This window comes from Holdemania sp. (assembly GCF_986127675.1).
The window spans coordinates 1-25,850 of record NZ_CFQZWI010000005.1; the positions used below are offsets into that span (position 1 = coordinate 1).

Genomic DNA, 25,850 nt, shown 5'->3' on the forward strand with positions numbered 1-25,850 from the left:
CCGATCTTGATTTTTATGGCCAGAAACGACGGAATCGACCGCACCTTTGCCCGTAACCAGGACTTGCCCACCCTTGATGATGTGGCAAAGGTGCAGGAACACAATGAACGAGAAAAGGACAGCTACTCCAACCAGGATATTGATACCACCCAGACCTACCGGAATATCCACTTCAAAGCTCCCACCGACAGCTATACCGCTATGTTCGATCAGATGATTGCCGATGGTGTCATCTTCACCCGTGGTCTGAAAGCCGATGCGGTGAAATACGGGGAACTGATTTTTGATGTGAACTCCGCTTACTTTCACAATCACGGCGGATATGAATATGCCAAGCAATTCTACACCGACGCATACAAAGCTGCCGTAGAGATCGTGGGCGGTGAGCAGTATATCCTCTCTGCCGTCATGCACGCCGATGAGCGCAACCGAGCCATGTCGGAAGCTCTGGGGCAGGATGTGTATCACTACCACCTTCATGTGGTCTATGTCCCGGTGGTGGAAAAACAGATTCTCTGGTCGAAGCGGTGCAAGGATAAGTCCCTTGTAGGTACAGTCAAGGAGACCATTATGCAGGTCAGCCGGAGTAAAAAGTGGGAATCCAAAGTTGCTCTGGATGAACAGGGCAATCCGCTTCGGACCTCCAAGGGCAAGAAAGTTCTGCGGACATCGTACAGTGTCCTGCAAGACGATTTCTTCAACTATATGAAAGCTGCCGGATATACCGATGTGGAGCGTGGAGAGCGTGGCAGCACTGAAGAACATCTGACTGTGACCCAGTTCAAGGTGGCACAGGAGCAGCAGCGGCTGGAAGATGTGACCGCCCAAATCGCTCAGACAGAACAGGCGCTGGACACCGCACAGGCTGCCGTTGAGAAAAAGCAGAAGGAACTGCAATCTCTGCAAAAGCAGACCAAAGAACAGCGCACTGCCGCCCTGACGGTACAGGAAATCCGCTCCATGGGGAAAAAGACGCTCACCGGCAACATCACTCTGACCCCATCCGAGTGCAGCACACTCAAGGATTATGCGGTCAATGGGATTCTTGCCAAGGCGGAAAACAGCCGTTTGGAAGAAAAACTGCAAAGCGCACAAAAAAGTGCCGCTGTCTGGAAACAGCGATATGAGTCGCTGAAAGAACAGGCACGGCCTTATCTGGAAGCTGTCAAGCTCGCACCCGAAAAGGTGCGGGCTTTTCTTGATGCCATTTTACCCCGGACCCGGCAAACAAGGGAGCACGATCAACCTTCCCGCCGTAAGTCGCACGAAATGGAACTTTAATTGATGGAGGGAACTGCATGAGAAAACACAAAGATTTTACGAGCGAACCTGACTATGGTTATATCGACATTGAATCCTGCTTTGAACCGATTTTTGAGCCGCCCTTGGAAACCCTGGAAGAATGGCACAGCTGGGAGGATGAACCCGAACCGACACTGGAAAACACCTCGGTCTATGTCACAGAGCCGGATGGCGCTCAATATTTTTACTGCGGCAATACCCGGATTCGGGTATCCGAGCATTTCTCCCAGGCAGGCAAACCCATGGATAAGCTGATTGAAAATGTGATCCAGTATGCCGCCCGCAACGCTGGATAAACCCACAACAAAATGTCGTTGAACCACACCCACGCTTACGGTATAATAAAAGCAGAAGTATTGTAAGCGTGGGTTGTTTCGATTAGAAGGAGGACTTTTACCGTGAAACAACCTTACAATACCGCACTCTATATGCGTCTCAGCCGTGACGACGAAAACTATGGCGACAGCGTGAGTATCGAGACCCAGCGCACCATATTGCAGCAGTACGCAAAGGAACATGGTCTTTCGGTGTATGGCGAATATGTCGATGACGGATGGAGCGGAACGAACTTTGAGCGCCCCAGCTTTCAGCGGATGATGGATGATGTGGAGGCTGGAAAGGTCAACTGCATTATTACCAAAGATCTCAGTCGCTTTGGCCGTGAACACGTAATGATGGACTACTATCTGGAATTTGTGTTCCCGGAAAAGCAGATTCGATACATCGCTGTGGCCGAAAATGAGGACACCGAAAAAGGACTTTCGGATTTTGTGCCGTTCAAGAACCTTTTTAACGAATGGTTCGCAAAGGATACCAGCCGCAAGGTGAAAACGGCGCTCCGTGCCAAATTTGCTGCCGGAGAACGCACTTTTGCCTATGCGCCGCTGGGATACATCCGCCATTCCGAAGTCAAAAACACTTTGGCCATAGACGAAGAAACCCGCTGGATCATCGAGAAAATCTTTGACCTTGCGTTTCATGGAGCAGGTGCGGCGAAGATAACCAAGACCCTGCTTGCAGAGAAAGTCCCGACTGCGGGCTGGCTCAATTATCAGCGGTATGGAACTTTCGCCAATATCTATGCCAATGCGCCAGAAGAAAAATCCTATGCCTGGACGATTGCTCAGGTAAAAAGTATTCTGCAAGATGAAACTTACATCGGCAACAGCGTACACAATAAGCAAACCAATATCTCTTATAAAAACAAGAAAAAGGTGCGCAAGCCGAAAGAAGAATGGATTCGGGTGGAAAATACCCATGAGGCGATCATCAGCCGGGATGTGTTTGAGCAGGTGCAAAAGCAGATTGTGAGCCGCAGACGGCAGCAGAAGGATGCCACAACGCAGATTTTCGCTGGTCTTGTAAAATGTGCAGATTGTGGCTGGTCTATGCGCTTCGGCACGAACCGGCAGAACAAAACGCCGTACAGCCACTTCACTTGCAGCCAATACGGACAGATGGGTACACAATGCTCGGCGCATTATATCCGCTATGACACGCTCTATGTCTATGTACTGTCCAGAATCCAGTATTGGTCCCATCGGGCGCAGATGAGCGAAGAAAAACTCTTGCAGCAGATTTTGAAAAACGGTGACCGGGAACGCATAACCGCCGCCAAGCGTCAGGAATCTGAGCTGAAACGGGCGGAAAAGCGCAAGGCAGAAGTGGACGGAAAATTCGTCCGAATGTACGAGGACTGGTCTGCCGGACGCATCACCGAATATAACTTCAATCTGCTGACGAAAAAGTACCAGGCAGAACAGCTGGAGCTGGAGGAAAAGATCAGCCGCTTGCAAGCGGAGCTGTCCGCAGAGCAACAAACTGCCCTGGATGCCGAAAAGTGGGTCGCTCTCATCAAGCAGTACGCCAATCCCACAGATCTGACCGCTGAACTTCTCAATACCCTGATTGAGAAGATTGTGATTCATGAGGCTACTAAAGGTGCGGATGGGATGCGAGATCAGGAGATTGAGATTTACTACCGATTTATCGGCAAAATTGATTAACCTGCATCCATATCCTTAACTATGGGAAACCGATTTATCCTGCCCGGATATTCAATCGCTGCCGCGGCTGGCGGAAATTCTCGGGGTCTCTGTGGAGGAATTAATGCAGGGCGAAACCCGTCCCGCGTCGTTAGTGAAGCGAATCAACGAGATCGTAGATCTGGTGCTGAAGGCGCTGGTCGTCGCGATGGGCATCGCGCTGATCGTGTGTTCTGTTTTAAAGACGCTGAAACCCACGAGTGGGTTCCAGCTGGCAGATCTGGGGCTGGCCAGCGCAGGAATTCTGTTTCTGCGGCAGGGGAAGGAGACAATTTAGGTCAGGTTTTCTTTCTGCGTTTGAGAATCAGCGTACAACAAGCGGATGTTTCAATAAAATACACGATGCTTTATAAACGCAAGGCAAATAAAAAGATGGGGTTCCATCTTTTTATTTGATATTTCCTCAGAAGAAATCTTTGAATGTCATTACTGACCGCGTGAAATTATTTTATTTATACAGCGGACCATAAGCCGCGCAGGCACGGTAATCGGCGCTCTCCAGATCCTTCGTGCCGAAGGCCGCCCAGCTGTGCGGCCGGAACAGATCGTTGTCGCTCAGGTTGTGCATCGAAACCGGGATTCGCAGCATGCTTGCCAGCGTGATCAGATCCTTGCCGATATGGCCATAAGTGAAGGTGCCATGGTTGGCGCCCCAGTTGGCCATGACGGAATAGACATCCTTAAACGCTGAATTGGCTTCGTCTAAACGCGGAACAAACCAGGTCGTCGGCCAGGTCGGATCGGTGCGCTGATCGAGAATTTTGTGCATTTCATCATCCAGAACGACCGTCCAGCCTTCGGCGATCTGCATGACCGGGCCGATGCCCTGAACCAGATTCATCCGAACCATCGTAACCGGCATTTCTGCGTGGGTGCGGAAATGGGAGGAGAAGCCGCCGCCGCGGAAGTAGCCGAGATCCGCCGGACACCAGTCGGTCGCCTTCAGACAGGCGTCGATGTCCGCGTCGGTCATTTCCCACCAGGTTTTCATGACGCCCTGGCCGTTTTCATCCTTGGCGCAGCCGGTGGCGTCCAGCGCCGCCGCACCGGAGTTGATCAGATGGATGAAGCCGTTGGCCGCCCGGCCTTCCGGTTTGCGTCCGACGACGCGCTCGACTGCTTCCGGACTCCAATAGGTGCGCACGTCCGCAAAGATGGAAGCACGATGGTTCAGCAGCTTTTCAAATAACATCGCGACGCCGTTGAGCGTATCGTTTTCCGTCGCCAGCACCAGCGGTTCTTTTTTGCCGTTCCAGTTGAACGAGGAGTTAGTGATCGCCTCGGCGAAGTCGCCGTTAGGCATGTAGTCGGTCCACATCCGCTGACCCTGGAAGCCACCCGCGATCGCATTGCGGCCGATCGCTTCCTCATGCCGGCCGATCGCATTCAGCTTGTCGTTGCCCAGCATGATGTCGCGGATGATCATCGTCATCTTCGTGACGAACTGCCACTGCTTTTCCTTATCCTCGGCGCTGTACGGCTTGGCGTTCTTGTCGAAGCCTTCCGGACAGTTGGCCTTAACCCAGGCGTAAGCCCGTTCGTATTCTTCATGATCGTAGATTTCCAGATTGACGCGGCGGATGATTTCCGACATGTCCACCCATTCGGCGCGGATGCCTAAATACTTCTGGAAGAAATCCGGGTCGCAGCAGCTGCCCATGATGCCCATCGCAATCGCGCCGATGTTGACATAAGCTTTGTTGCGCATTTCGCCGACCGCAATGGCGCAGCGGGCGAAGCGCAGGATCTTTTCCTGAACGTCGGCCGGAATTGAGCGGTCGTCGGCGTCCTGAACGTCATGACCATAAATGGAGAAGGCCGGCAGCCCCTTCTGGGCATGGGCTGCCATGACGGCTGCCAGATACACCGCGCCCGGACGTTCGGTGCCGTTGAAGCCCCAGACGGCCTTGACGGTCGTCGGATCAAGATCCATCGTTTCTGAACCATAGCACCAGCACGGCGTGACCGATAAGGTGCCGCAGACATTTTCACGGCCGAACTTATCTGCGCACAGCGCCGCTTCCCGGCCGCCGCCGATCGTTGAATCAGCGATTACGACCTGCACCGGCGTACCGTCGGAATAGGTCAGGTTGGCTTCAATCAACGCCTTGGCGGCTTTCGCCATGCCCATCGTCTGTTCTTCAAGACCTTCGCGGATGCCGCCCCAGCGGCCGTCGATGGTCGGACGGATTCCAATCTTGCATTTACTTAATTCCATCTCTGTTCTCCTTTTTTGTTTTTTATTTTATATCTTCATGAAGAGGATCGGATCAGGCCACTTCGTTCACCGCGGCCTGAGCTTTGAATTGTTTCAGCCGGGTGATCTGGGAAGTCATGGAAGCTTGTGGAACGGCCGTCATGATTTTCTCGCTGTGCTGGATCAGATCGGTGATCTGGGCATGATCCGCGACCAGCCCTTCCGCGATCAGCTGCACGGCGATGTTGCCCAGCGCCGTGGCCTCGACGGGTCCGGCAATCACGCGTTTTCCGGTGGCGTCGGCGATCTTCTGGCGCAGCGTTGCGGACTGACAGCCGCCTCCCACCATATATAAGGTATCGGAAGGCTGCCCCGTCAGGGCTTCCAGCTCGTCGAACGCCAGCTTCATCTGTGCGGCCAGGCTCTGGTAAACGCACCAGAACAGCTCGCCATGCGTCTGCGGCAGCGGCTGACCGGTCGCTTTCAGATAATCGTGAATTCGCCTGATCGTCTGGCCGAATTCGCGGAAGGTCGGCGCCTGCGTGTCGATCAGGCCGTCGTAGCTCTGGGCTTTGTCCATCATCGCTTCAATTTCATCGTAGGTCAGCGCCGTTCCCTGACGCTGCAGCTCGGCCTTGCATTGCTGGATGATCCACAGCCCGGTCAGGTTGCGCACCAGCCGGGTTTTGCCGCCGGGACTGCCTTCGTTGGAAACACCCAGCTGGGCGCTGGCTTCGGTAATCACCGGCTGATCGAGAATCTGACCCGTGATCGCCCAGGTCCCGCAGCTTAAGAATATCGGATGGTTTTCCTCCGTCGGCAGCGCGTAGATCGCACTGGCCGTGTCATGCGCTCCGCACAGCAGCACGTCGATCTCCCCGCAGCCGCACTCCGCGGCAATTTCCGGTTTTAACGTTCCCAATATCTCGCCCGGATAGCGCAGCGGCGCAAATAAATCCGGCTGCAGTCCTAACCGCTCAAGCAGTTCTGTATGAATACCGGTACGCTCCGGATTGAGACATTGCGAGGTCGAGGCAATCGTGAACTCGCACGCCTGCTTTCCCGTCAGAAAATAGCCGATCAGATCTGGCATGAACAACAGCTGATGCGCCCGCTCCAGCACTTCCGGCCGCTGGTTTTTCAAGGCTGCCAGCTGCATCAGCGTGTTGATTTCATCCGGCGTGTTGCCAGTCTGGGCAAACAGCTCCTGCATCGAAATAGTTTCACTCAGCGTCTTCAGAATCCCGCGGGTCCGCTCGTCCCGATAGCAGATCGGATTTTCGATCAGCCTGCCGCTTTCGTCCAGCAAGCCGAAATCCACGCCCCAGGTGTCGATTGCCAGCGATTTCACCGTGTAGCGCTGCGCGGCAAGCGCAATGCCTTTTTTGATTTGATTGAATAAGTTTAAGACGTCCCAATACAACGAACCACAGCAGGCCACCGGCTCGTTGGCAAAACGGTGGATCTCATGACAGCGAAGCGTCTTTCCATCGGTCTGCGCGGCGATCACGCGGCCACTGCTGGCGCCTAAGTCAATCGCAAGTACGCACGGTTCCATCGCTATTTCCCGGAATATTTCTTATAGCCCGGATGCTTGCCGGTGACGTGATACGTCGTGTCGCGCATGGTGATCAGCCGATCAATGTTTTCCCGCGAAATGTCCTTCACTCCGCCTAACAGCCTCGCGTTCAGCATGATCTTGGCCGTCAGTTCCAGCGTTTCCATGCGGTAATACGCGGTGATCAGATCACAGCCGACGGTCAGTGCCCCGTGGTTTTCCAATAAGATGACGTCGTGCTCCTTCAAAAACGGCGCGATGCCTTCCGGAACTTCGTCGGTCGACGGGGTGCCGTACGGCGCGATCGGAACCGAGCCGATCGCAATGACCGATTCGATCATCGCGTAATCGTCCATCGGTACGTGCGCGCAGGCAAACCCGGTCGCGGTGGCCGGATGCGCGTGAACGACCGCGCCGACATCCTCGCGCTCTTTGTAGCAGCGCAGGTGCATCTTAATTTCGCTGCTTGGCCGATAACCCTCCAGCGCTTCCAGCACCTCGCCTTGGCCATTGATTTTGATCAGCTTTTCCGGCGTGATAAAGCTTTTTGAGATGCCGGTCGGCGTCGCTAAATAAAGGTCCTCGCCGATCTTGACGGACACGTTGCCGTCGTTGGCCGCAACCCAGCCCTGCTGCCACATTTTGTGACAAACGTCGCAGATCTGTTCGCGGATTTCCTGTTCATTCATGATGTTTCATCCTCCCTATACGATAATTGTGGCATAATCTTCCAGCGCATGCAAGCGTTGAATGAAACCGCTGCCACCGTAAAAAAGACAGGCTGAAACTCAAGTTGGAAAAAACGTCGTAATGAAGCGTTTCTATGAAATCATCGTGAAGAATGTTCGAAAGAACGATCTTTGAACTTTCCGTGAAAACGTTGAAAAATGATGAATTTCATCACTCCTTTCAGCGACGCGGGAAAGGAAAAAAACAAACATATTGTATTCCGCGAAAGTGATATTTTACTGAGTGATAAGATAAGCAAAAGATCAAAGAAAGTTCTTCCTATCCGAAAATGATCGTTTGCCTGCCTTTTAAATCAAAGGTCCGCTGAAAGAATCATTGCGGCGACTTCAATTTCATCAAATACAGCTGGCGGCAAATCATAAAATAGAGAGCATGAAAAAGACGAACATTCTCAGTTCGTCCTCACTTTCGATCAGTCTTTCAATCCAACGTCGGAAGTCTTTGCTTCTTTCAGCCACCGCCGGTAAGTCAGATCAATCCCCAGCGCGCCGAGCGGCGCGGTGATCAGGATTGCCATCACCGCCGCGCTTAAGACCAGTTCGCCGCAGGCCAGTCCCAGACTCAGCGGAACCGCACCGATCGCAGCTTGAACCGTCGCTTTCGGGCAATATGCGATCATGCAGAAAAGCCGTTCCTTCCGATTCAGCGGTGTTTTGATCAGACATAACGCTACCGCCGTCATTCTGAAGAACAACGCCGTGAAAATCAAAAGAATCAGCGATCCCCCGGCCTTGAACAGATACGCCGGATTCACGACCGCGCCGACCAGAACGAATAACATCATTTCCGCTCCGACCCATAAGCGGGAAAATTTCTGCGACAGACGTTCGGCTAAAATGGTATAACGGCTGTAAATCGCAATTCCCATTGCCATTACCGCTAACAGACCGGAAAACGGCAGCATCGTTTTCAGCCGGGTTTCCGTTTCCAGCAACAGAAACGCCACGCTCATCAGAATTAAAACCTTCAGGGAATCGCGCAGATGAATCTTCCGGAAAAACCAGCACAACATTAGCCCTGTCAGGGCGCCGGTCAAAATCCCAACCGTAATTGAAACTGGAATTTGAAACAGCGCCGCGGCGGAAAGCGGACCGCCTTGAGCTAAGGCGAGGAAGCTGGAAAACAACACGATGACAAACACGTCGTCGGCCGAGGCGCCGGCCATGATCATCTGCGGAATGGATTGTTCAGTTCCGCGTTTTTCCTCCATCAGCTTCAACATCCGCGGTACGATGACCGCCGGGGAAACCGCTGCGATCACCGCGCCCATGACCGCGCTTTCCACTACGGATAATCCCAAAAGCTTCGGCCCCAATACAACATAAGCAAGAATTTCCAGAGCGGCTGGTACAAAGCAAAGCAGAACCGCCGGCCGGCCGACCCGTTTTAAATCGTTCAGATCCAGCGCCAGTCCGGCCCGCAGCAGAATTAACACCAGCGCCAGCTGCCGCAGCTCCGCCGCAATCCCCATCAAGCTGTCAGAGTACCAGTTTAAGCCATACGGCCCTAATAAAATCCCGGTTAAAATCATTCCGAGTAACCCCGGCAGCCGCAGCCGTTCCAATATCTGACTGAACAGAATTCCTACTAAAAATAAGCATGCGAGACTGGTCAACATTTTTTTCTCCTCCTATGATTTCTCCTGCTTTCTACCGATAATCCACAAAAAAAGCTGATGACCTATGCGAAAAACACACAGAAGTCATCAGCTGATACAGCGGTTTAGGCACATTGCCTGGGGAGACATCATTCCCTGTTCTTTATTTAAACGGATTTTGGACACATTGTCAAGATTGTAAAAAATCCTTCAGTTGTGGCGAAAAGCCGCAGCGTGTATAATGAGGTACAGGCGAAAGCCTGCTTTTGGGATAAAATCAGTTAAAAACGATTGAAAACCCGGTGAACGGCGTAGAATAATCACGAAACAGGAGGGGATATTATGATCGAAACTCCGGCTCAGGCAGTGATCTTATTTTTTATTTACAGTTTTTTAGGGTGGGTTTGCGAGTGTCTCTATTGTTCCATCGGTCAGCGCAAATGGATTAACCGCGGTTTTTTAGCGGGACCTTACTGCCCGATTTACGGCTTTGGCGGCGTTTTTGTTTTAACGCTGCTGGAGCCGGTTGCGGATTCGTACGGGATGGTATTCCTCTGGGGCGTCGTGATAACCAGCACGCTGGAATATCTGACCAGTTTTGTGATGGAGAAAATGTTTCATACCCGCTGGTGGGATTATTCCCGGTACCGTTTTAATCTCAACGGCCGGATCTGCCTGTTGAATTCGACGCTGTTTGGCTTGATGTGCCTGTTTGTGGTGTACGTCATTCACCCGCCGATCTATAACGCCGTCCAGCGGATTCCGCTGCCGCTGTTGTGGGCGGTCAATGCCGCGTTGTTGATCTATTTCTCCACCGATGTGTTCAAGACGGTGCATGCGCTGCTAAGGCGGAACAAGGAATTTGTCGAACTGGAAAAGTGTATGCAGGAGCTGCGTGAAGCGATGAAGAACGTTGATCAGGTCGGTGAAGACGTGCCGTTTTACGAGCGGATTCAGGCCGTGATGGATTCGACGGATGCGGATGAACAGCTCTCGGCGATCATTGACAAGATGGTCAGCCGAATCGATCTGATTCCCAAGCGGACTTTTAAAATTCGTTCACGTCTGAACAAGGCATTCCCGCATCAGGTCAACCGGGAATTTTCCAATGAATTCCGCGCCTGGGTGGATCAGACCCGCAACCGCACAAAGAAGGCGATCAACGATAAAAAAGAAGCGATCGCTGAAAAGATCGAAAACACGCTGGGCCGCTGATTGCGGCCCTGTTTTCATGGAGAAACACCGCTGCTAAAATCCGCTTTGCCAAACTGTCGGACATCGGAGAAAGAAGGAAGGCTGTACGCAAGGCGGGTAGGATATACTGAGAATAGAAAATTCATTTCCTTCCGGAAAGCGGAATCGACGAATGAATTGAGGAGAATTGTGAATGAAGGATATCGGTGGGATCGATCCCCAACTGAAAAGCATCGCGAAGAAGATTCCGTATAACCGGCTTATGATCAAGCTGGCGAAGCCATATCAAACGCTCGCGCTGAAAGGCACGAAGCTTTTGGAAGGCGTTGCTTGCCGCCGGATTTTGCTGAAGGAAAACGGCCGGAATTTACCGGTGGATATTTATGAGCCGGCTGCGGCGACAGAGCAGCTCCCATGTCTGTTGATGATCCACGGCGGCGCGTTCAGTTATAAGGCATCGGCTTATCATAAAAAGCTGGCCTGCCTTTATGCGGCGGAGGTTCGCTGCCGGGTGATCTTTCCTGATTATCCTCTGTTGCCGGAATATCCTTACCCGGCAGCTTATGAAGCTTGTCTGGCCACGCTCCGGTGGGGGATTGAACATGCTCAAACTCTGCGGATCGATCCAACCCGCATCGGCATTGCGGGAGACAGCGCCGGCGCGACCCTGGCCGCAACGCTCTGCAACTCGACGGCGGCGGAAGCCTTGCCCTTTCCCTGTGCACAGATGCTCATCTATCCGGCAGTGGATGCGGCGATGTCCACGCCGTCCATGGCCAGATATACGGATACGCCGTTATGGAATTCCCGCAGCAATCAGAAAATGTGGAAGCTCTATTTAAGGAAGGCGGACAGCGCTCTGATCAAAAAGGCCTCGCCGATGCACAACACTCTGCCGGACAAGATTCCCCCGACTTACATGGAAACCGCGGAATTTGATTGTCTGCATGACGAAGGCGTCTTGTATGCCAAAAAGCTTCGTGAAGCCGGAGCGAACGTCGAATTAAATGAAACAAAGGGAACCATCCACGGCTATGATTCCGCGCTCCAGACGCAAATTGTCAAAACGCAGATCGCAAAAAGAATCGCATTCTTAAAGAAATGCTTTTCTTGTAAGAAAAGAAATGCCGATCGCGTTGCTTGCGGTGGGGGGACTTTCAAAGAAAGGACATGGAAAACAAGTCGCCGCAAATAAAAAAGGGGCTTTTTTCCCCAGAGGAATCAGCCCCTTTTCTCTTTCCTGAAACCGCCGCTGCAGCTTATTTCTCCCCTTCTGATTGGATACGAATTATCCGCTGGATTAATTTAATTTAGGCGTGGATGTCTGCGATGGATCCGGGATATCCGCGGGAATCAGCTGATCAGGAAAAGAAGCCGGCATTTTAACATACAGGAAAATCAGCTCGGCCGGGATTAACGAGATAAAGGCAGCGAAGGCTGGAATGTGGAAAACAAGAACCATCAGGCTTACGACGACAGCCAGATAAAACAGACGGAAGGCATACAGCTGCCTGCGCGTCTTAATCCGCTCATCAAGCAGTGCATCGGTTCCTGTATAATCTTTGTCACCCAGAGTGATTACCGGCTGACGCCGGTCCACAAATAACAAATAATGAAAATAAGCTTTACCACCTTTCATAGAACAACCTCCTCTCAGCTATTCAATTTGCTTCTTCAAGCTGGAAAGATCTGATTTTTCAACTATAATTAAAGTATAAGGAAATTAACGGTGGAAAACAAGCAAAGTTCTCGGAATAGAGAATAAATTTCATTCTGGAGAGATTTTGAAGGCGGGAAAGCGGGAAGAACCGAAAACAGAAAATAAGGGAAGCGAAGGCAAGAATCAGAAGAGGAGAAGAATATGAATAAGAAAATGATCGCGTATGGGTTGGGGTTGTTAGGCATGATCGTCATCGTCGCCGGCGCTTCCGATTGGGCAAGGCGCAACGAAAATGGGGAAATCAAACCGACGCAGACCCCGGCGTGGGATCGGACGCCGGAAGTAAGCGAATCCAGGCCGTCAGAAAAACCGGCGGCGGAAGTTATTTCGACGTTTGTTTTTGACGATTTAGAAGTGAATCTTGACGACGAGAATCAGTTGGAGCGGATTTCCTTTTCTGATCCCGCGGCGGGATGCACGTTGCCGGCGGCGGAAGAAATTCCCTATCCTGACGAACCGGCGCTGACGGCTCTGATTGATCAGCTGGTCAAATCGCTCAATGACCGCGACGCCGATCGGATTAATTCCTTATTAGTCCGAGAAGAAGATCAGGTTGAATGGATACCGGCAATGCCGAAAATTCAGGAATATGCGATTCATTATCAAGCTGACGGTATTGTCAAACTGGATTTAACCTGGCTGGATTGCGATCAGCTGTTAAATTCACAATTTTGGATCACGCTGGCGGAGTCTGACGGCTTAAAGATCGACACGCTGCGGGAAAAGCCGGCATGCAAAAACCGGGCTTCTGTCATGTTGGGGGATAAATCAGAGCTTGCCGCACAATTCGTGAAGGCACTGACTGAAACAGATTACTTTGATCTCCTGTCGCTTTTCCCCGGGACCACGCCATGCAGCGAGACGGGCTTTGATTTGTGGGAAGGCGTGAAAATCAAGTCGGCGGAAGTTGTGGAGACTTCGGCAGCGGGAAATGGATCGGCGGCGTTGATCGAGATAGATGTCGACGATCCCGGCTGTACGCAGCTCGCTGCCGGGAAACATCGTTATTGTCTGGTGATGGAGAAAACGGGCAGCTCTGTTGCAATCGAAGGTTTCTATCGGATTATGGAAGACTAGGGACATGCGTTAACGACATTCCGGCAAAGCTTCTGCATAAGCATAATGACAAAATAAAGGATAAATGAGTATCATTGATTTTAAAATGAGGAATAAACAGAGAAGCGGCGGTCATGAAGAATTGGACCGCCGTTTTGATATAGACCGGAATTAGCGGGAGAAAGAATGAAAACGCTGAACCGATAGTCAGACTGCCGGTCATCAGTGGCAATGATCAGAACCCGGAAAATCTGTCAACGATCCGTGTAATGATTGAACCGCAAACCATCCATACTAACCCTGAAATGGGGTGATCGCGATGCCGAGCGCGCATAAGGGAGCGATATCGTTTGGTCTGGTACATATTCCGATCCAGCTGCAGGTAGCGGTGCGGGAGCATGATCTGAGCTTTAATCAGCTGTGTAAGAAAACCGGCGAACGAATTCGCTATAAAAAGTTTTGTCCCTCCTGCAATAAGGAAATCAAACAGGATGAAATTGTCAAAGGCTATGAATATGAAAAAGATAAATATGTCATCATCAGCGGCGAGGATTTGGAAAAAATCCAGACGGAGAAGGATAAAACGATCCAGATTTTAAAATTTGTCAAAGAGGCGGAAGTGGATCCGATTTACTTTGAGAAAAATTATTATGCCCAGCCGGATAAGCAAGGGCAGAAGGCGTTTGATCTGTTGCGGGAAGCGATGCTGGCAAGTAAAAAAGCGGCGGTGGCCCGCACGGTATTGGGAACCAAGGAAGCGCTGCTGCTGATCCGGGCAGTCGAGGACGGGATGCGGGTGACCTCGCTGTATTTTGAGGATGAAATCGTCACGGCCCCGGCCAAAACCGCAAGCAAGCTGACCAAGGCTGAAGTTACGATGGCGAAGCAGCTGATCGATCAGCTCAGCGGCCCGTTTGACATTGGGGATTATCACGACGAGTATCAGGAACGACTGCGCAATTTGATCGAACGGAAAATCCATGGTCAGGAAATTGTGAAGGTGAAGGAAAAACAGAGTGTTCAGGCTGTGGATCTGATGGAAGCTCTGAGCCAGAGCCTGAAGCAGACCACCGCCGGTGCGGCCAAGGCCAGGACGGCGCGGAAACGGACCGGGAAAAGCTTATCATGAGCGATCTGTTTGATCAGCATGGCTATGCTCCGATGTTGATCGGCCGCAGCGAGGAAGCGTTTGACAGCGAGGACTATCTCTACGAAATCAAGTGGGACGGCACCCGCTGTCTGGCGTATTGCTCGGATCATACGGAATTGATCAACAAGCGCGATAAACTGCTCAACGATCAATTCCCCGAACTGCTGAATCTGCATCGCTGTCTGCCAAAAACCGCGGTCTTGGATGGGGAGATCGTCGTCTTCCATGACGGCAAGCCGGACTTCTACGCGCTGCAGCGCAGGGAAATGCTGCGCAGCGCCTTCCGCATTCGATTGGCGCAGGAAAGCGATCTGGCGACGTTTATCGTGTTTGATATTCTCGAATATAACGGAAAAGACCTGACCGGACTGCCGTTAGTCAAACGCAGGGAGAAACTGAAAAGTTTTAAGGAAAGTGAAACCGCCGTCTGTTCGCGGGTCTATCTGTATGAAGGGGAAAAGCTGTACGCCTGGACGCAGCGGCAGAATCTGGAAGGGATCGTCGCCAAAGAAAAAACCAGTTTGTATCAATGCGGCAAACGGACAAGCTCCTGGATTAAGATTAAAAATCTGAAGGATGAGGATTTCGCAGTCTGCGGCTACATTCAGAAAGAGCGTAATGTGCTGAGTCTGGTGCTGGGGCAATATCTGGGAAAAACGCTCGTATATAAAGGGCATGTCACGCTGGGGGTCAGTGAAGCACTGCTGAAAAAGAAGCTACCGGTCACGCCGGACTGTCCGTTTCCGGAAACGCCGAAAAATCATGAACACGCCGTCTGGCTGAAACCGAAGCTGGTCTGTACCGTCAAATATATGGATAAAACGTCGGCCGGCTCGCTGCGCCAGCCGGTGCTGAAAGGCTTCCGGAAGGATAAAACGGCGAAAGAATGCAAAACTGACGAAGCAAAGTAGAATTTCCTTTCTTTAAATAAGAAAAAGAAGTACAATAAGATCAGGAAGGAGGCGGATAAGTATGAACGTCTTTCAGGTGTTTGATTCCGCAAATCTTGACCGCTGCCGCTTTTATATCGGCATGTCAGCATTTCTGATCTTTTTCTTCTTTGTAGTCACGCTGGTTTCACAAAATAATGATTGGTTGATTCTAGCGGGGATTTCAATTCTGGGCTGGCTGATCGCGATGGCTTTCTGGGCCGGGCAGCGCCGTAAGATCCGGGAGTTCCTGCGAGCCCATCCGCTTCATGAACCCTATCGCTGCATCGACACGACGTTTTTCAGCGAACAGGAAATTCTGTCGGCCAGTCTGGACAAGCTGACGTATTGCCGCTATGACGAGGTGCTTCAAGCCTATCACAACGATAATCCATGGGAAAAGACGCGGCCTGGCTACAAAGGAATACATACCGTAAGTGTTTCGACAAAGCAGGGAGCGATTCTGATTCGCGTCAGCGATGGACAGCGGGCGGAACTGCTGGTCCGTTGGATCAACGGGAAGAAAGCGGGCAATGGGACAGTGCAGCTGGAGGAGCTGGATAACTGGTCGATCAAAACGCGCTTTTAACGGCTTCTGTCATTCCGTGAATTCAAGAATGGAAAAGAAATCGGGAATTGGAAAAAATGAAAACAGAGATTTGAAAGCACAGGGTGAATCGCCTGTGCTTTTTTAAGCTTCAGCAGCGAAGAGAGCAGGACTGAGGGAGATTTGCCAGCGTTTTACAGCCGGTAAAGACAGATTTCCTCCCACTTCCGGCGGGAATTTGCCGGTTTTCTCAGAAGATCAAAATTCATTAACCAGCGGTGTGAAGTTTGCGAAGCAATGGAATCAAGCTGGTGCGACGGAGCAGTAAAAAAGCCGAAGTCTGACTTCGGCCTCAATTCAGAGTTTGCGGTCGGAAAGCAGCTCGGCCCGCTCGATCATCTTGCTGAATTTACTAAAATTGCTCTTCATGATATTCAGATACAGCGCGTCGATCAGATACAGCTGGGAACAGCGCATCGTCGTGACGTTCAGCCGGGTTTCCGTTTCAAAAGAAACCGTCTTTAAGATCAGATCCGCGTAGCTGTGCAGCGTATTCTTCGCCATCCGCGTCATCGCGATGATCGGCATGTCATGTTCCTTGGCGATCGAAGCGGCCTTGATGACCTCGCGCGTTTCGCCGGATTCCGAGATCAGAAACAATACGGTATCCTTTTTCGACTGATCGATCAGTGAGTAGATTGTGTGCGGCGTCTGACTCGTCACGCATAATAATCCCATCTTGACCAGCTGGTTGGCGAGATATTCGCAGAATAAATTAGAACTGCCGATACCGAACAGAATAATTTTTTTCGCACTCGTCAGCATTTCGCAGGCTTGCTGGATCGTTTCTTCTTTGTTGTTCTCAAACGTCACTTCAACGATATCGTGATACTGCGCGATAATTTTGCGGTTAGTATCGGTCATTGATTCGTTGACCTGAATTTCCTCGCGGACCAGATCCTGCCGCGGGATCGCTGACAGATCTGCCAGAAGCTCCCGGAAGCTGTTGTAGCCAAGCTTCTGGGAGAAACGGATGATCGTGGACTGACCGATGTGCGTATTGACGGCCAGCTGATGTGAAGTAATCGTCCGGATTTCATCAATATGTTCAAGAATGTAATCGGCGACGAGTTTTTCGGATTGCGTTAAATCCTGATACACAGCTTTTAATTTTGCTTTGAACATGGGCGGTTCCCCCTCTTGTCTTATTGACTTAATTATACAGAATTAAAACAATAACTACAAATAAGTTAATCAAAAAACAACTGGGAACGCTTGACAGATTCCGCGGAATGCAGTAATCTATGGGTAAATAATCCAAACTAAAAGGCGAAATGTTTGGATAAAATACCCAAGGAGGAAGAAAAATGGAGAACAAGGTTTACGATGTCGTCGAGGGTCTTATTCAGAAACTGAAAGCCACACAGGAAGAAAATGTGGAAAAAACAGCCCGGCTGTTTGCGGATGCGCTGAAAAACGGCGGCATGCTGCAGGCATTCGGTTCCGGACATTCTCAAGCGGGGGCCAGCGAGCTGTGCTTCCGCGCCGGCGGATTCATCCCGACCAAGCAGATTAAAGAACCAGCCAGCGGCGCATATGAAGGAATCGAAGGTGTCGGCACGGCCTTTATGAAGAAGGTGGACGTTCGTCCGAATGACGTTGTCGTTCTGATCTCCAACTCCGGCCGCAATCCGCTGCCGGTGGAAATCGCGCTGGCCGCGCATGAAAAGGGCGCGAAGGTCGTTGCGATCACTTCGCTGGAAGCCTCGAAAAATCTGACGCCGAAGCATTCCTGCGGCAAGAACCTGTGGCAGCTGGCAGACGTTGTCATCGACAACTGCGTCATGGATGGCGATGCTTCGATTGACGTCGAAGGTCTGGATACCCGGATCTGCGGGATGTCCGCGATCACCACGGCGATCCTTGTGCAGGCCTGCGTTTACCGCACGGCGCAGATGCTTTTGGAAGAAGGCATTGTTCCGCCGGTTTTCAAATCGCAGAATATCGACGGCGGGGCGGAATACAACGACAAGCTGCTGGCGCAGTATTTCGACCGGATGTATCACATTTAATTTCATAGTAAACCGAACAAACTAAAAGGGAATTCATGTGCAGAATTCCCTTTTTCATATTATAATAAAAATATGGATGTTCCCTGCCGTTGAAGGCGGGAAGTTAGAAAGGGAAACAAATGAAAAATAAGAGATTTTCACTAAGCCGTCTGATGCTTGCGCTGCTGGCTGTTTTCAGCTTATTGCTCAGCGGCTGCGGAGCACCGTCGGCGCCGTCTGCGTCACCGACACCGTTGGCCGAAGCGGTATCCGTCGAGCATCAGCCGCATCCGTTTGGCGACATGGAGTATGTCCGGCCGGATCTGGACAGTCTGGATCAGAAGATTGCCGACTGTCAGGCGATGGCGGCGGAAGCGGACAAGGAAAGTGAACTGCTGGTCTTGTATGATGAGATTCTGGAGGATATCCGGCATCTGGATACGATGGATTCCCTGGCTACGATTCACTACAACCTTGATACGACCGATGCCTTCTATGAAGAAGAAATGACAACGCTGGATAACTATTACACGCGCTTAGACAACAAAATGAACGAGCTGACCGGCACGATTCTGGAATCCAGCTATCAGGAAGCCGCAAAAGCAGCCTGGGGCGAAGAATTTATCGAGCGATATGAGATCAATTCCAAGCTGAATTCGCCGGAAATTGAAGAACTGAGCGAACAGGAAAATGATCTGGTTACGCAGTACACGAAGCTGCTGGCCTCCGAATACACGACCGAACTGAACGGACAGACAGTCACAGTGAATGATCTGGATTTGACCACCGACGAGGGAATTCAGGCGTACAATGAGATTTATGAAAAGAAGAATGCGGAGCTGGGCGGCATTTATCTGCAGCTGCGCGATCTGCGTATTCAGATTGCTGAAAAGCTGGGTTACGACAATTATACGGAGTATGCCTACGATGTCTTAGGTCGCGATTATACACCGGAAGACGCGCACAATTTCAGTGAGAAAATCAGAACGGAAATGTTGCCGGCATTCGGTCAGATGATCAGCAAGCATTATGACGAGCTGGTCAATGCGATCGAGGGCATGCAGGCGGGCGAGGGCGATCTGGAAGCGGCGCTGCCGATCCTGAAAACGGCGCTGCAGAAGGAATTCCCGGGCAAGATGAGCGAAGCTCTGGATTATATGCAGAATAACAAATTGTATGATTTCAGCGCGGAACCGAATAAAATGCACGCAGGCTATACGACGATTCTTAACGAATATTCTGCGCCGTTTATGTTTATCAATTCTTCTGACTACCGTCAGCCGGACACGGTTATCCATGAATTTGGACATTACTACAACTTCTATCTGATGCCGGAATTGAAGTGGAATGATAACAACAATCTGGATGCTGCGGAAATTCACTCGCAGGCACTGGAGCTGTTGATGCAGCCGTATTATGACCAGTTCTTCGGCGCCGATCAGGCGGAAGGCCAGAAGATCTATTCGATTTACAACATGATCAGCTCGATTCTGCAGGGATGCGCAGAAGATGAATTCCAGCAGGCCGTCTTCGCGAATCCGGATCTGACGCTGGAGGAAGTCAACGAGCTGCATTCTGAGATTTTCTATCAGTTTACCGGCAGCGAGCTGTATTATGAATGGGTTGAAATTCATCACCACTTTGAAACACCGTTCTATTATATCAGCTATGCAACCTCGGCGATTTCCGCCTTGGAGATCTGGGCGCAGAGTCTGGATGATCGGAATCAGGCGTTGTCCACCTACAACCAGATCACCCAGTTCACGACGAATTTCAAATACCGCGATGCTCTGACCAGCAGCGGCTTGAAGGATCCGTTCACGTCGGATTGTGTCAGCGAGATTGCCGCAAAGGTCAAAGGTTTGTAAAATAAGAACAGGCGAAGCAGGGGAAACTCTGCTTCATTTTTAGGTCAGGAAGCAGTGAAGGTTTAAAATAGGACTGGAAAAGCGAAAAGGACTCCGCTATAATAAGACATGCATTAACGTGAACGATTTGAAGTCGTTTAACGTTGCAGGCCATGTCCTGTTTCCGTAGCTCAGCTGGATAGAGCACCGCCCTCCTAAGGCGGGTGTCGGGCGTTCGAATCGCCTCGGGAACACCAATCAAGAACGACCGGAAGTCTTGTCAGGATTTCCGGTTTTTTATATGCAATATATTCTAAGGTTGCCTGAAGCTTATTGAAAACAGCCCTTGTCAGATGAAACTGAAAAGCGCTGGGGCGCAGAAGAGACAACAAAAAAGAACTCAAAAAAAACCTAGGGCAATCGTCTTGACACCAATGGAATTCTTCATGAGATCTCAACCGGGAACGTCGTTTTTATCTTTCAATAATCCAATTTGTAATTCCAAGCCGCGGGGAAGCGTTGCCGCCCTGAAATGGGTAGCGTCGTTTGGTACCCATTTTTCAAGCTGTGAATGCTAAGATAAAGCCAACAAAAGGAGGCTCAAGCAGCGAATGAAAAAGGAATTTCCAAACGGTTTTTTATGGGGCGGCGCAACGTCCGCAGCCCAGCTGGAGGGCGGTTTTGACGAAGGCGGCAGAGGCCCGTCCCATCTTGATTATCTCAAGCATATTCCATTAGCGGAAAGAAACGGACGCAGTCTGATGCAAATCACGGAAGAAGAATATCTGGAAAATAAAGCGCAGGCTTGCCAGAGGAATCTGGCCTTCCGCCGCGGCAACGATTTTTATCATCATTTCAAGGAAGATATCCGTTTGTTCGGTGAGATGGGGTTTAAGACATTCCGGATGTCGATAGCCTGGTCGCGCCTGTTTCCAACGGGAACGGAAAAAGAACCGTTGAAGGAAGGCGTTGAATTCTACCATCAGGTTTTCAGAGAATGCCATAAATATCACATTGAACCGCTGGTCACGATGATCCACTACGACATGCCAGCCGCGCTGACTGAAACGGTCAACGGCTGGGAAGATCAGGTTGTGATCGACTATTTTTTAACCTATACAAAGTTTTTGATCGACGAATATAAGCAGGAAGTCAAATACTGGCTGACGTTCAACGAGATCAATATGATCTGCTGGAGTCCGTATTTGGGCGGCGGCATGTTTGTTGAGAAAAGTAAGCGGGATCGGTTATCCTGTATTCATCAGGCGCTGCATCATCAGTTCATCGCCAGCGCTTTAACCGTGAAATACGCGCATGACACAGCACCGGGCATTTTGATCGGCAACATGACGCAGCGCTCGCAAACCTATCCGCTGACCTGCAAGCCGGAAGACGTATTCTTAACTCAGAAAAGCGACCAGTTCAATCTGTTTTTTAACGACGTGATGGTTTTTGGCGAGTATCCGTATTTCATAAAAAAATATTATGAAGAACAAAATATTAAAATTGATCCTGTCGATAATTATGAAGCCATCTTGAAAGAGGGCACGGTCGATTTCATCTCGTTCAGTTATTATTTCACCAATGTTGTGACCAGTGAACCGGGTAAGACGGAACCGTTCGAGAATTTTGTCAAGCAGCAGAAAAATCCATATTTGCAGGCATCGGACTGGGGATGGACAATCGACCCGATGGGCCTGAGGATTGCTTTAAATGAATTGTATGACCGGTATCATTTGCCATGCTTTGTTACGGAGAATGGTCTGGGCGCGTTTGATCAGCTGAAGGAGGACGGCGCAGTCCATGACGACTACCGGATCAATTATCTGCGCGAACATATCGAAGCGATGAAGGCGGCAATCGACGATGGCGTCGAGCTGATGGGCTATACGACCTGGGGCTGCATCGACCTTGTCAGCATGAGCGACATTCAGATGTCAAAGCGATATGGATTCATCTATGTCGATGCGGACGATTTTGGTCAGGGTACTTATCGGCGTTATAAGAAAGATTCCTTTGCCTGGTATAAAAAGGTAATCGCGACCAACGGCCGCGATTTAGCATAAGCTATAATCCCCATTCGAAAAACAGCCGTCGTGCGATCAGACGGCTGTTTGACGAATTTATTCCGCAACGATTCCATAGTTACGATAATAAACGCTGTAAAGACTATCGAAGAAATAACTGACGCCATACTTGGCATACGCCGTTTTGATGTGATGGCAATCCATAGAGCTGATCAGGATGACTTGATCATAAGGCGTCTGGATTTCCGGCTGATGCGAGGCAGTGATTAAAATTTTTTTGCCGGACAGCGGCTGGATAAAATCATGATAAGCTTCAGCGAATTTTCCCATTGCGGAAACGACGAGAATGAGATCATCAGCCGAGGCTTTTTTCAATCGGTCATGATCGTCCGGCGAAGCGACGACGCGGACCAGCTTGCCGCATAGAATCATCGGACGCTGAAAATCCTTCAGCGCGGAAATGGAAGAATAGGAAGCCAGAAGATAGACGGTGCGGGCGTCGTGAATCTGCGCTGCCAGACGGCTTAACAACGGTTCGCTGATCCTGCCCTTCATATCGCGCACCATCTGAATCATCTCTTCGCACAGATGATCGCGGAAATCACTTTTTTCAGAAAGGGCGGTGAAATACTGATAGGAATCTTGTTCATGGCGGCAGGAAAGCTTGAGTTCGCTGAAATTCGCGTAACCCAGCTTGCCGCAGAAACGATGGATACTGCTGCGGGGAACATGGCAATCTTCAGCGAACTGATAAATATTCAATGTCCCCAGCGTATTATAATGCTGTAAAAGATATTCGGCCAGCACAACCTCGACCGAGGCGGACGGACTGTCGTTAACGATCGAACACAAGCGGCTGGCTAAACGTAAGCCAAACGAATTGGCTTTTTTCTGCGTGGTCATTTCACCTGTTCGGGATCTTTGTTTTCTTCAATTAAAAGCCGTTCGCTGATGTAGGAAACCAGGATCTCGATAAAGATATGAAAGATGGCCTGTTCGTCCAGAAAGACACCCTTGACCTTGATGTTGGGCAGCAGGATGAAATGGGTCGCGTATTTTTTATAGATCGTGTTGGGATTCATCGTGACCACTACGACCGTTTTCTTTGTGTCATGACAGGTCTGGATATACGTGTTCAGCGGAGTGGAGCTGACGCCTCGGACCGTGAAGAAAAAGAAGATTTCATTCTCGGCGGAGGAGGAAGCCAGCGAGTGGAGCATCAGCGTATCGGTGATGACCTCGGATTCAATGTCGATGTTGATCAGCCGGTATTTAAACTGCATTGCCGTAAAACCGGAACGGTTATAGCCGCACAGCCGGATTTTCCTGGCGCTGAGTATTTTTTTTGCCAGGGTGATAAAATCTTTTTCTTTCAGATACTGGCGGATATTTTGAATCGCCAGCGTATAGGAGTCCAGGATGTAATCAAATTTACTTTCATGGACTTCCTCAGGCACGCTGCTGTGACCGACGAGCGAAAAGTCATATTTGAATTCAGAATAGCCGGAATAACCTAATTTCTTGGCGAAACGCAAAATGGCCGATTTGGAGACATGACATTTCTCCGCTAAATCGACGATAGTGGAAGCTTCGCGGATGATAATCCAGTAGTCTTCCTTGATACAGTTGTAAATCAGTTCATCACTTTTAGTGAAATTCGGCTTTGCCGCTTCAATGCGATCAATGATATTCATATTTCATATTATAGCATAAAGAATGAGGAAGAAACTGGGAAAAAAACAGTTTTAAGAAATTTTTCATTTTATTATTGATAAATTTCTCAAATCATGTAAGAATGAAGATGTGGAAAATATTTGCAAATAGATGACACATGAGCTCGGTTCCTGTTATGAAAGGAGGATGTAGATTTACTCTACACATGGTATTATGCAGAAAATAATGGGGATTTTGGAAAAGCCACTGGGTAAATTCTCTGCGTTCATTCAAAACAATAATTTTACATCTGCGATTGTCCGGGGCATTACGATTTCCATTCCGGTCACGATTGTCGGCGGACTGGCGACTTTAATTACGGCAGCTCCGGATCCGGCAATTCTTGGGGAAGGGAATTTCTTCTACGGCGTGCTTGCTTTGTGGCAAAGTCTGGCGCAGGGAAGTTTGGGAACATTTGCGGCACTGGTCAACAATGTGACAATGAATATGCTTTCCGTCTACTGCCTGCTTGCGATCACTTACAATCTGGCCGATTCTTACAAGCTGGACAAAATGACTTCGTGCATGACGTCGGCCGTCTTGTTCTTCATGATCGGCTGCACCTTCGACGGCGGTATTTCAATGGGCTTCTTAGGCGGACGGGGATTGTTCTTCGCGATGTTTGTGTCCTGCCTGTCGGTCTTTATCACGCATGTCCTGTTTGAGAAAAATATCAAAATCACGCTGCCGGATTCGGTACCTCCGAATGTCTCGGCGCCGTTTGAACAGCTGATACCGCTGGTCATCAACGTCATCGTCTTCTATTTGCTTAACGTTTTGTGCCTGAAAGCGACCGGCGTGATCATTCCGGATTTCATCCTGAACGTCTTCAAGCCGTTATTGAGCGCCTCCGACACGCTGCCGGCGATGTTGATCTATGTCTTCCTGCTCAACGCGCTCTGGGTGATCGGCGTTAATGGCGGAAATATCGTCAATTCCGTCATGAGTTCCGTGCTGTTAATGAATCTGGCTGAGAATGCCGAGGCGTATGCGGCCGGCCAGTCGATGACGCATATCTTCTGTTATTCACCGAACAACGCGATCATGAATACCGGCGGCAGCGGCGCTGCCCTGGCCCTGGTGATCGCCGCGCTGATCGTCGCCAAATCCGATCATTTAAAAGCGATTACGCGCTTGGGCGGCGCAGGAACGATTTTCAATATCAGCGAACCGATCGTTTACGGTTATCCGATCGTTCTGAACAGCTATCTGTTTATTCCGTTTATCTTTGTTCCGATGATCAACACGACGATTTTCTATTTCTTAATGAGCACGAATATCATCGGGAAGATGTTCATCAACGTACCGTGGGTTCTTCCGTCTCCGATTCAGCTGGCATTGGCGACGCTGGACTGGAAAGCCGCGGTCGTCTGGATCTTACTGATCGTCCTCGACGTGCTTCTGTATCTGCCGTTTGTTAAGCTGTACGACAAGCAGCTGCTGAAGGAACAGGGAACACTGGAAACAAAAAATTAAAGTGCGGAAAAGGCGCGGAATAAAAGCGCCTTTCCAGTTTGGCAGGGACGCCTGAAAATGGGAGAAAAACGATGAAACATATTTTGCTGGTCTGCGCAAGCGGAATGTCTACAAGTCTGATGGTCAAACGCATGAAAACCGCCGCACAGGAACAAGGCTTTGAATGCACGATCGAAGCGGTCGGCAACGCCTATGTGCGGGAAAAACGGGGCAGTATTGATATCTTGATGGTCGGACCGCAGCTGCGATTCAGCTATGATGCCCTGGTTAAAGAGTTCCCGGGAATTCCGGTCGTGCTGATTGATATGCTTGCCTATGGCAAAATCGACGGCAAGAAAGTGCTGGAAGACGCGAAGAAAGCGATGGGTGTCGCATGAATCAGGAACAATTTGAAGAAATCTGCTTTCAGATCATTACGTTTGCCGGGGAAGCCCGCTCTTCCTTTGTCGAAGCCTTGAGGCATGCGAAGGACGCGGATAAGTCGAAAGCGCGGGAGCTGTTGGCGGAAGGCAGTCGACATCTGATTCAGGCGGAGAAAGTCCACATGCAGCTGATCCAGCAGGAAGCCGCAGGCGAAACCGTGCAGGTCAAGATGATTTTAACGCATGCCGAGGATCTCATGATGTCCGCCGATACGATTCATGTGCTGTGTGAAGAACTGATCTCGCTGCTTTAGTGAGAAAGGAGAAAA

Annotated in this window: 24 protein-coding genes, 1 tRNA gene and 1 riboswitch; of the genes, 17 read left to right on the top strand and 8 right to left on the bottom strand. The window is 50.3% G+C overall.

Annotated features, from left to right (window positions below):
- From AC5OW4_RS01710 to AC5OW4_RS01725, 4 genes are all read left to right on the top strand, one after another.
- A partial coding sequence (locus tag AC5OW4_RS01710; RefSeq protein ID WP_493676572.1) for a plasmid recombination protein occupies nucleotides 1-1,281 on the top strand: 1,281 nt, incomplete at its 5' end.
- A 17-nt stretch (nucleotides 1,282-1,298) separates the two neighbouring features.
- Complete coding sequence (locus tag AC5OW4_RS01715; RefSeq protein WP_493676573.1) at nucleotides 1,299-1,598, top strand: hypothetical protein; 300 nt, start codon at nucleotides 1,299-1,301, stop codon at nucleotides 1,596-1,598.
- Nucleotides 1,599-1,700: 102 nt separating this feature from the next.
- Nucleotides 1,701-3,308, top strand: coding sequence for a DUF4368 domain-containing protein (locus AC5OW4_RS01720; protein ID WP_493676574.1), 1,608 nt, complete (start codon nucleotides 1,701-1,703; stop codon nucleotides 3,306-3,308).
- 103 nt (nucleotides 3,309-3,411) lie between these two features.
- Nucleotides 3,412-3,624: a hypothetical protein gene (locus tag AC5OW4_RS01725; protein WP_493676575.1), complete on the top strand. Its 213-nt coding sequence runs from the start codon at nucleotides 3,412-3,414 to the stop codon at nucleotides 3,622-3,624.
- A 171-nt stretch (nucleotides 3,625-3,795) separates the two neighbouring features.
- Here the strand turns inward: AC5OW4_RS01725 and AC5OW4_RS01730 are convergent, their stop codons facing one another.
- From AC5OW4_RS01730 to AC5OW4_RS01745, 4 genes are all read right to left on the bottom strand, one after another.
- The gene (locus tag AC5OW4_RS01730) at nucleotides 3,796-5,565 is read right to left on the bottom strand and encodes an L-fucose isomerase (protein WP_072683762.1); all 1,770 of its coding nucleotides are present in this window, start codon (nucleotides 5,563-5,565) and stop codon (nucleotides 3,796-3,798) included.
- A 52-nt stretch (nucleotides 5,566-5,617) separates the two neighbouring features.
- A complete protein-coding gene (locus tag AC5OW4_RS01735) occupies nucleotides 5,618-7,102 on the bottom strand; it encodes a rhamnulokinase (protein ID WP_072683761.1) in 1,485 nt (494 codons plus the stop codon).
- 2 nt (nucleotides 7,103-7,104) lie between these two features.
- Nucleotides 7,105-7,791, bottom strand: coding sequence for a class II aldolase/adducin family protein (locus AC5OW4_RS01740; RefSeq protein ID WP_072683760.1), 687 nt, complete (start codon nucleotides 7,789-7,791; stop codon nucleotides 7,105-7,107).
- Between the two features lie 473 nt (nucleotides 7,792-8,264).
- Nucleotides 8,265-9,470, bottom strand: a complete 1,206-nt coding sequence (locus AC5OW4_RS01745) for a cation:proton antiporter (RefSeq protein WP_072683759.1) — start codon at nucleotides 9,468-9,470, stop codon at nucleotides 8,265-8,267.
- Nucleotides 9,471-9,541: 71 nt separating this feature from the next.
- Nucleotides 9,542-9,615, bottom strand: a riboswitch (Fluoride riboswitch).
- A gap of 176 nt (nucleotides 9,616-9,791) precedes the next feature.
- Here AC5OW4_RS01745 and AC5OW4_RS01750 point away from each other — a divergent pair.
- Nucleotides 9,792-10,664 carry a putative ABC transporter permease gene (locus AC5OW4_RS01750; protein ID WP_072683758.1) on the top strand — a complete coding sequence of 291 codons (873 nt, stop codon included), beginning with the start codon at nucleotides 9,792-9,794 and terminating at the stop codon, nucleotides 10,662-10,664.
- A gap of 172 nt (nucleotides 10,665-10,836) precedes the next feature.
- Nucleotides 10,837-11,838: an alpha/beta hydrolase gene (locus AC5OW4_RS01755; RefSeq protein WP_195395658.1), complete on the top strand. Its 1,002-nt coding sequence runs from the start codon at nucleotides 10,837-10,839 to the stop codon at nucleotides 11,836-11,838.
- 105 nt (nucleotides 11,839-11,943) lie between these two features.
- Here the strand turns inward: AC5OW4_RS01755 and AC5OW4_RS01760 are convergent, their stop codons facing one another.
- Nucleotides 11,944-12,282: a hypothetical protein gene (locus AC5OW4_RS01760; RefSeq protein WP_195395657.1), complete on the bottom strand. Its 339-nt coding sequence runs from the start codon at nucleotides 12,280-12,282 to the stop codon at nucleotides 11,944-11,946.
- 222 nt (nucleotides 12,283-12,504) lie between these two features.
- Here AC5OW4_RS01760 and AC5OW4_RS01765 point away from each other — a divergent pair, with 222 nt between their 5' ends.
- The 4 genes from AC5OW4_RS01765 (at nucleotide 12,505) to AC5OW4_RS01780 (ending at nucleotide 16,087) form a co-directional block, all read left to right on the top strand.
- On the top strand, nucleotides 12,505-13,440 hold the full coding sequence (locus tag AC5OW4_RS01765; RefSeq protein ID WP_195395656.1) for a hypothetical protein: 936 nt from the start codon (nucleotides 12,505-12,507) through the stop codon (nucleotides 13,438-13,440).
- Between the two features lie 298 nt (nucleotides 13,441-13,738).
- A complete protein-coding gene (gene ku, locus AC5OW4_RS01770) occupies nucleotides 13,739-14,548 on the top strand; it encodes a non-homologous end joining protein Ku (protein WP_195395655.1) in 810 nt (269 codons plus the stop codon).
- A complete protein-coding gene (locus tag AC5OW4_RS01775) occupies nucleotides 14,545-15,480 on the top strand; it encodes an ATP-dependent DNA ligase (protein WP_195395654.1) in 936 nt (311 codons plus the stop codon). The genes ku and AC5OW4_RS01775 overlap by 4 nt, the downstream gene beginning before the upstream one ends.
- A gap of 61 nt (nucleotides 15,481-15,541) precedes the next feature.
- Nucleotides 15,542-16,087, top strand: coding sequence for a hypothetical protein (locus tag AC5OW4_RS01780; RefSeq protein WP_072683754.1), 546 nt, complete (start codon nucleotides 15,542-15,544; stop codon nucleotides 16,085-16,087).
- Between the two features lie 315 nt (nucleotides 16,088-16,402).
- Here AC5OW4_RS01780 and AC5OW4_RS01785 read toward each other — a convergent pair whose 3' ends face one another.
- Nucleotides 16,403-17,230: a MurR/RpiR family transcriptional regulator gene (locus AC5OW4_RS01785; protein ID WP_195395653.1), complete on the bottom strand. Its 828-nt coding sequence runs from the start codon at nucleotides 17,228-17,230 to the stop codon at nucleotides 16,403-16,405.
- A 182-nt stretch (nucleotides 17,231-17,412) separates the two neighbouring features.
- On the opposite strand from AC5OW4_RS01785, the gene AC5OW4_RS01790 reads away from it, so the two are divergent.
- The 4 genes from AC5OW4_RS01790 (at nucleotide 17,413) to AC5OW4_RS01805 (ending at nucleotide 22,009) form a co-directional block, all read left to right on the top strand.
- Nucleotides 17,413-18,117, top strand: a complete 705-nt coding sequence (locus AC5OW4_RS01790) for a sugar isomerase domain-containing protein (RefSeq protein WP_072683752.1) — start codon at nucleotides 17,413-17,415, stop codon at nucleotides 18,115-18,117.
- A gap of 119 nt (nucleotides 18,118-18,236) precedes the next feature.
- Entirely contained in the window at nucleotides 18,237-19,964 is a 1,728-nt protein-coding gene (locus tag AC5OW4_RS01795) for a gluzincin family metallopeptidase (RefSeq protein ID WP_195395652.1), read from the top strand.
- Nucleotides 19,965-20,123: 159 nt separating this feature from the next.
- Nucleotides 20,124-20,200: transfer RNA gene (locus tag AC5OW4_RS01800), tRNA-Arg, on the top strand.
- 354 nt (nucleotides 20,201-20,554) lie between these two features.
- The gene (locus AC5OW4_RS01805) at nucleotides 20,555-22,009 is read left to right on the top strand and encodes a glycoside hydrolase family 1 protein (RefSeq protein ID WP_195395607.1); all 1,455 of its coding nucleotides are present in this window, start codon (nucleotides 20,555-20,557) and stop codon (nucleotides 22,007-22,009) included.
- 57 nt (nucleotides 22,010-22,066) lie between these two features.
- Here AC5OW4_RS01805 and AC5OW4_RS01810 read toward each other — a convergent pair whose 3' ends face one another.
- Both AC5OW4_RS01810 and AC5OW4_RS01815 read right to left on the bottom strand, forming a co-directional pair.
- Nucleotides 22,067-22,873, bottom strand: a complete 807-nt coding sequence (locus AC5OW4_RS01810; protein WP_195395606.1) for a MurR/RpiR family transcriptional regulator — start codon at nucleotides 22,871-22,873, stop codon at nucleotides 22,067-22,069.
- On the bottom strand, nucleotides 22,870-23,664 hold the full coding sequence (locus tag AC5OW4_RS01815; protein ID WP_072683748.1) for a MurR/RpiR family transcriptional regulator: 795 nt from the start codon (nucleotides 23,662-23,664) through the stop codon (nucleotides 22,870-22,872). The genes AC5OW4_RS01810 and AC5OW4_RS01815 overlap by 4 nt, the downstream gene beginning before the upstream one ends.
- A gap of 205 nt (nucleotides 23,665-23,869) precedes the next feature.
- On the opposite strand from AC5OW4_RS01815, the gene AC5OW4_RS01820 reads away from it, so the two are divergent.
- The 3 genes from AC5OW4_RS01820 to AC5OW4_RS01830 all read left to right on the top strand — a co-directional run bounded on the left by AC5OW4_RS01820 (nucleotide 23,870) and on the right by AC5OW4_RS01830 (nucleotide 25,835).
- Nucleotides 23,870-25,159: a PTS sugar transporter subunit IIC gene (locus AC5OW4_RS01820; protein ID WP_295770847.1), complete on the top strand. Its 1,290-nt coding sequence runs from the start codon at nucleotides 23,870-23,872 to the stop codon at nucleotides 25,157-25,159.
- Between the two features lie 71 nt (nucleotides 25,160-25,230).
- Nucleotides 25,231-25,536 (top strand): PTS sugar transporter subunit IIB, encoded by a 306-nt coding sequence (locus AC5OW4_RS01825; RefSeq protein ID WP_195395604.1) that lies wholly within the window; start codon nucleotides 25,231-25,233, stop codon nucleotides 25,534-25,536.
- Nucleotides 25,533-25,835, top strand: a complete 303-nt coding sequence (locus AC5OW4_RS01830) for a PTS sugar transporter subunit IIA (protein ID WP_195395603.1) — start codon at nucleotides 25,533-25,535, stop codon at nucleotides 25,833-25,835. Before AC5OW4_RS01825 ends, AC5OW4_RS01830 begins: the two co-directional genes overlap by 4 nt.
- Nucleotides 25,836-25,850 lie beyond the last annotated feature (15 nt).

Coding starts and splice junctions, on each gene's coding strand:
- AC5OW4_RS01715 (WP_493676573.1), top strand. CDS start 1,299: ATGAGAAAACACAAAGATTTTACGAGCGAACCTGACTATGGTTATATC.
- AC5OW4_RS01725 (WP_493676575.1), top strand. CDS start 3,412: ATGCAGGGCGAAACCCGTCCCGCGTCGTTAGTGAAGCGAATCAACGAG.
- AC5OW4_RS01730 (WP_072683762.1), bottom strand. CDS start 5,565: ATGGAATTAAGTAAATGCAAGATTGGAATCCGTCCGACCATCGACGGC.
- AC5OW4_RS01735 (WP_072683761.1), bottom strand. CDS start 7,102: ATGGAACCGTGCGTACTTGCGATTGACTTAGGCGCCAGCAGTGGCCGC.
- AC5OW4_RS01740 (WP_072683760.1), bottom strand. CDS start 7,791: ATGAATGAACAGGAAATCCGCGAACAGATCTGCGACGTTTGTCACAAA.
- AC5OW4_RS01745 (WP_072683759.1), bottom strand. CDS start 9,470: ATGTTGACCAGTCTCGCATGCTTATTTTTAGTAGGAATTCTGTTCAGT.
- AC5OW4_RS01750 (WP_072683758.1), top strand. CDS start 9,792: ATGATCGAAACTCCGGCTCAGGCAGTGATCTTATTTTTTATTTACAGT.
- AC5OW4_RS01755 (WP_195395658.1), top strand. CDS start 10,837: ATGAAGGATATCGGTGGGATCGATCCCCAACTGAAAAGCATCGCGAAG.
- AC5OW4_RS01760 (WP_195395657.1), bottom strand. CDS start 12,282: ATGAAAGGTGGTAAAGCTTATTTTCATTATTTGTTATTTGTGGACCGG.
- AC5OW4_RS01765 (WP_195395656.1), top strand. CDS start 12,505: ATGAATAAGAAAATGATCGCGTATGGGTTGGGGTTGTTAGGCATGATC.
- ku (WP_195395655.1), top strand. CDS start 13,739: ATGCCGAGCGCGCATAAGGGAGCGATATCGTTTGGTCTGGTACATATT.
- AC5OW4_RS01775 (WP_195395654.1), top strand. CDS start 14,545: ATGAGCGATCTGTTTGATCAGCATGGCTATGCTCCGATGTTGATCGGC.
- AC5OW4_RS01780 (WP_072683754.1), top strand. CDS start 15,542: ATGAACGTCTTTCAGGTGTTTGATTCCGCAAATCTTGACCGCTGCCGC.
- AC5OW4_RS01785 (WP_195395653.1), bottom strand. CDS start 17,230: ATGTTCAAAGCAAAATTAAAAGCTGTGTATCAGGATTTAACGCAATCC.
- AC5OW4_RS01790 (WP_072683752.1), top strand. CDS start 17,413: ATGGAGAACAAGGTTTACGATGTCGTCGAGGGTCTTATTCAGAAACTG.
- AC5OW4_RS01795 (WP_195395652.1), top strand. CDS start 18,237: ATGAAAAATAAGAGATTTTCACTAAGCCGTCTGATGCTTGCGCTGCTG.
- AC5OW4_RS01805 (WP_195395607.1), top strand. CDS start 20,555: ATGAAAAAGGAATTTCCAAACGGTTTTTTATGGGGCGGCGCAACGTCC.
- AC5OW4_RS01810 (WP_195395606.1), bottom strand. CDS start 22,873: ATGACCACGCAGAAAAAAGCCAATTCGTTTGGCTTACGTTTAGCCAGC.
- AC5OW4_RS01815 (WP_072683748.1), bottom strand. CDS start 23,664: ATGAATATCATTGATCGCATTGAAGCGGCAAAGCCGAATTTCACTAAA.
- AC5OW4_RS01820 (WP_295770847.1), top strand. CDS start 23,870: ATGGGGATTTTGGAAAAGCCACTGGGTAAATTCTCTGCGTTCATTCAA.
- AC5OW4_RS01825 (WP_195395604.1), top strand. CDS start 25,231: ATGAAACATATTTTGCTGGTCTGCGCAAGCGGAATGTCTACAAGTCTG.
- AC5OW4_RS01830 (WP_195395603.1), top strand. CDS start 25,533: ATGAATCAGGAACAATTTGAAGAAATCTGCTTTCAGATCATTACGTTT.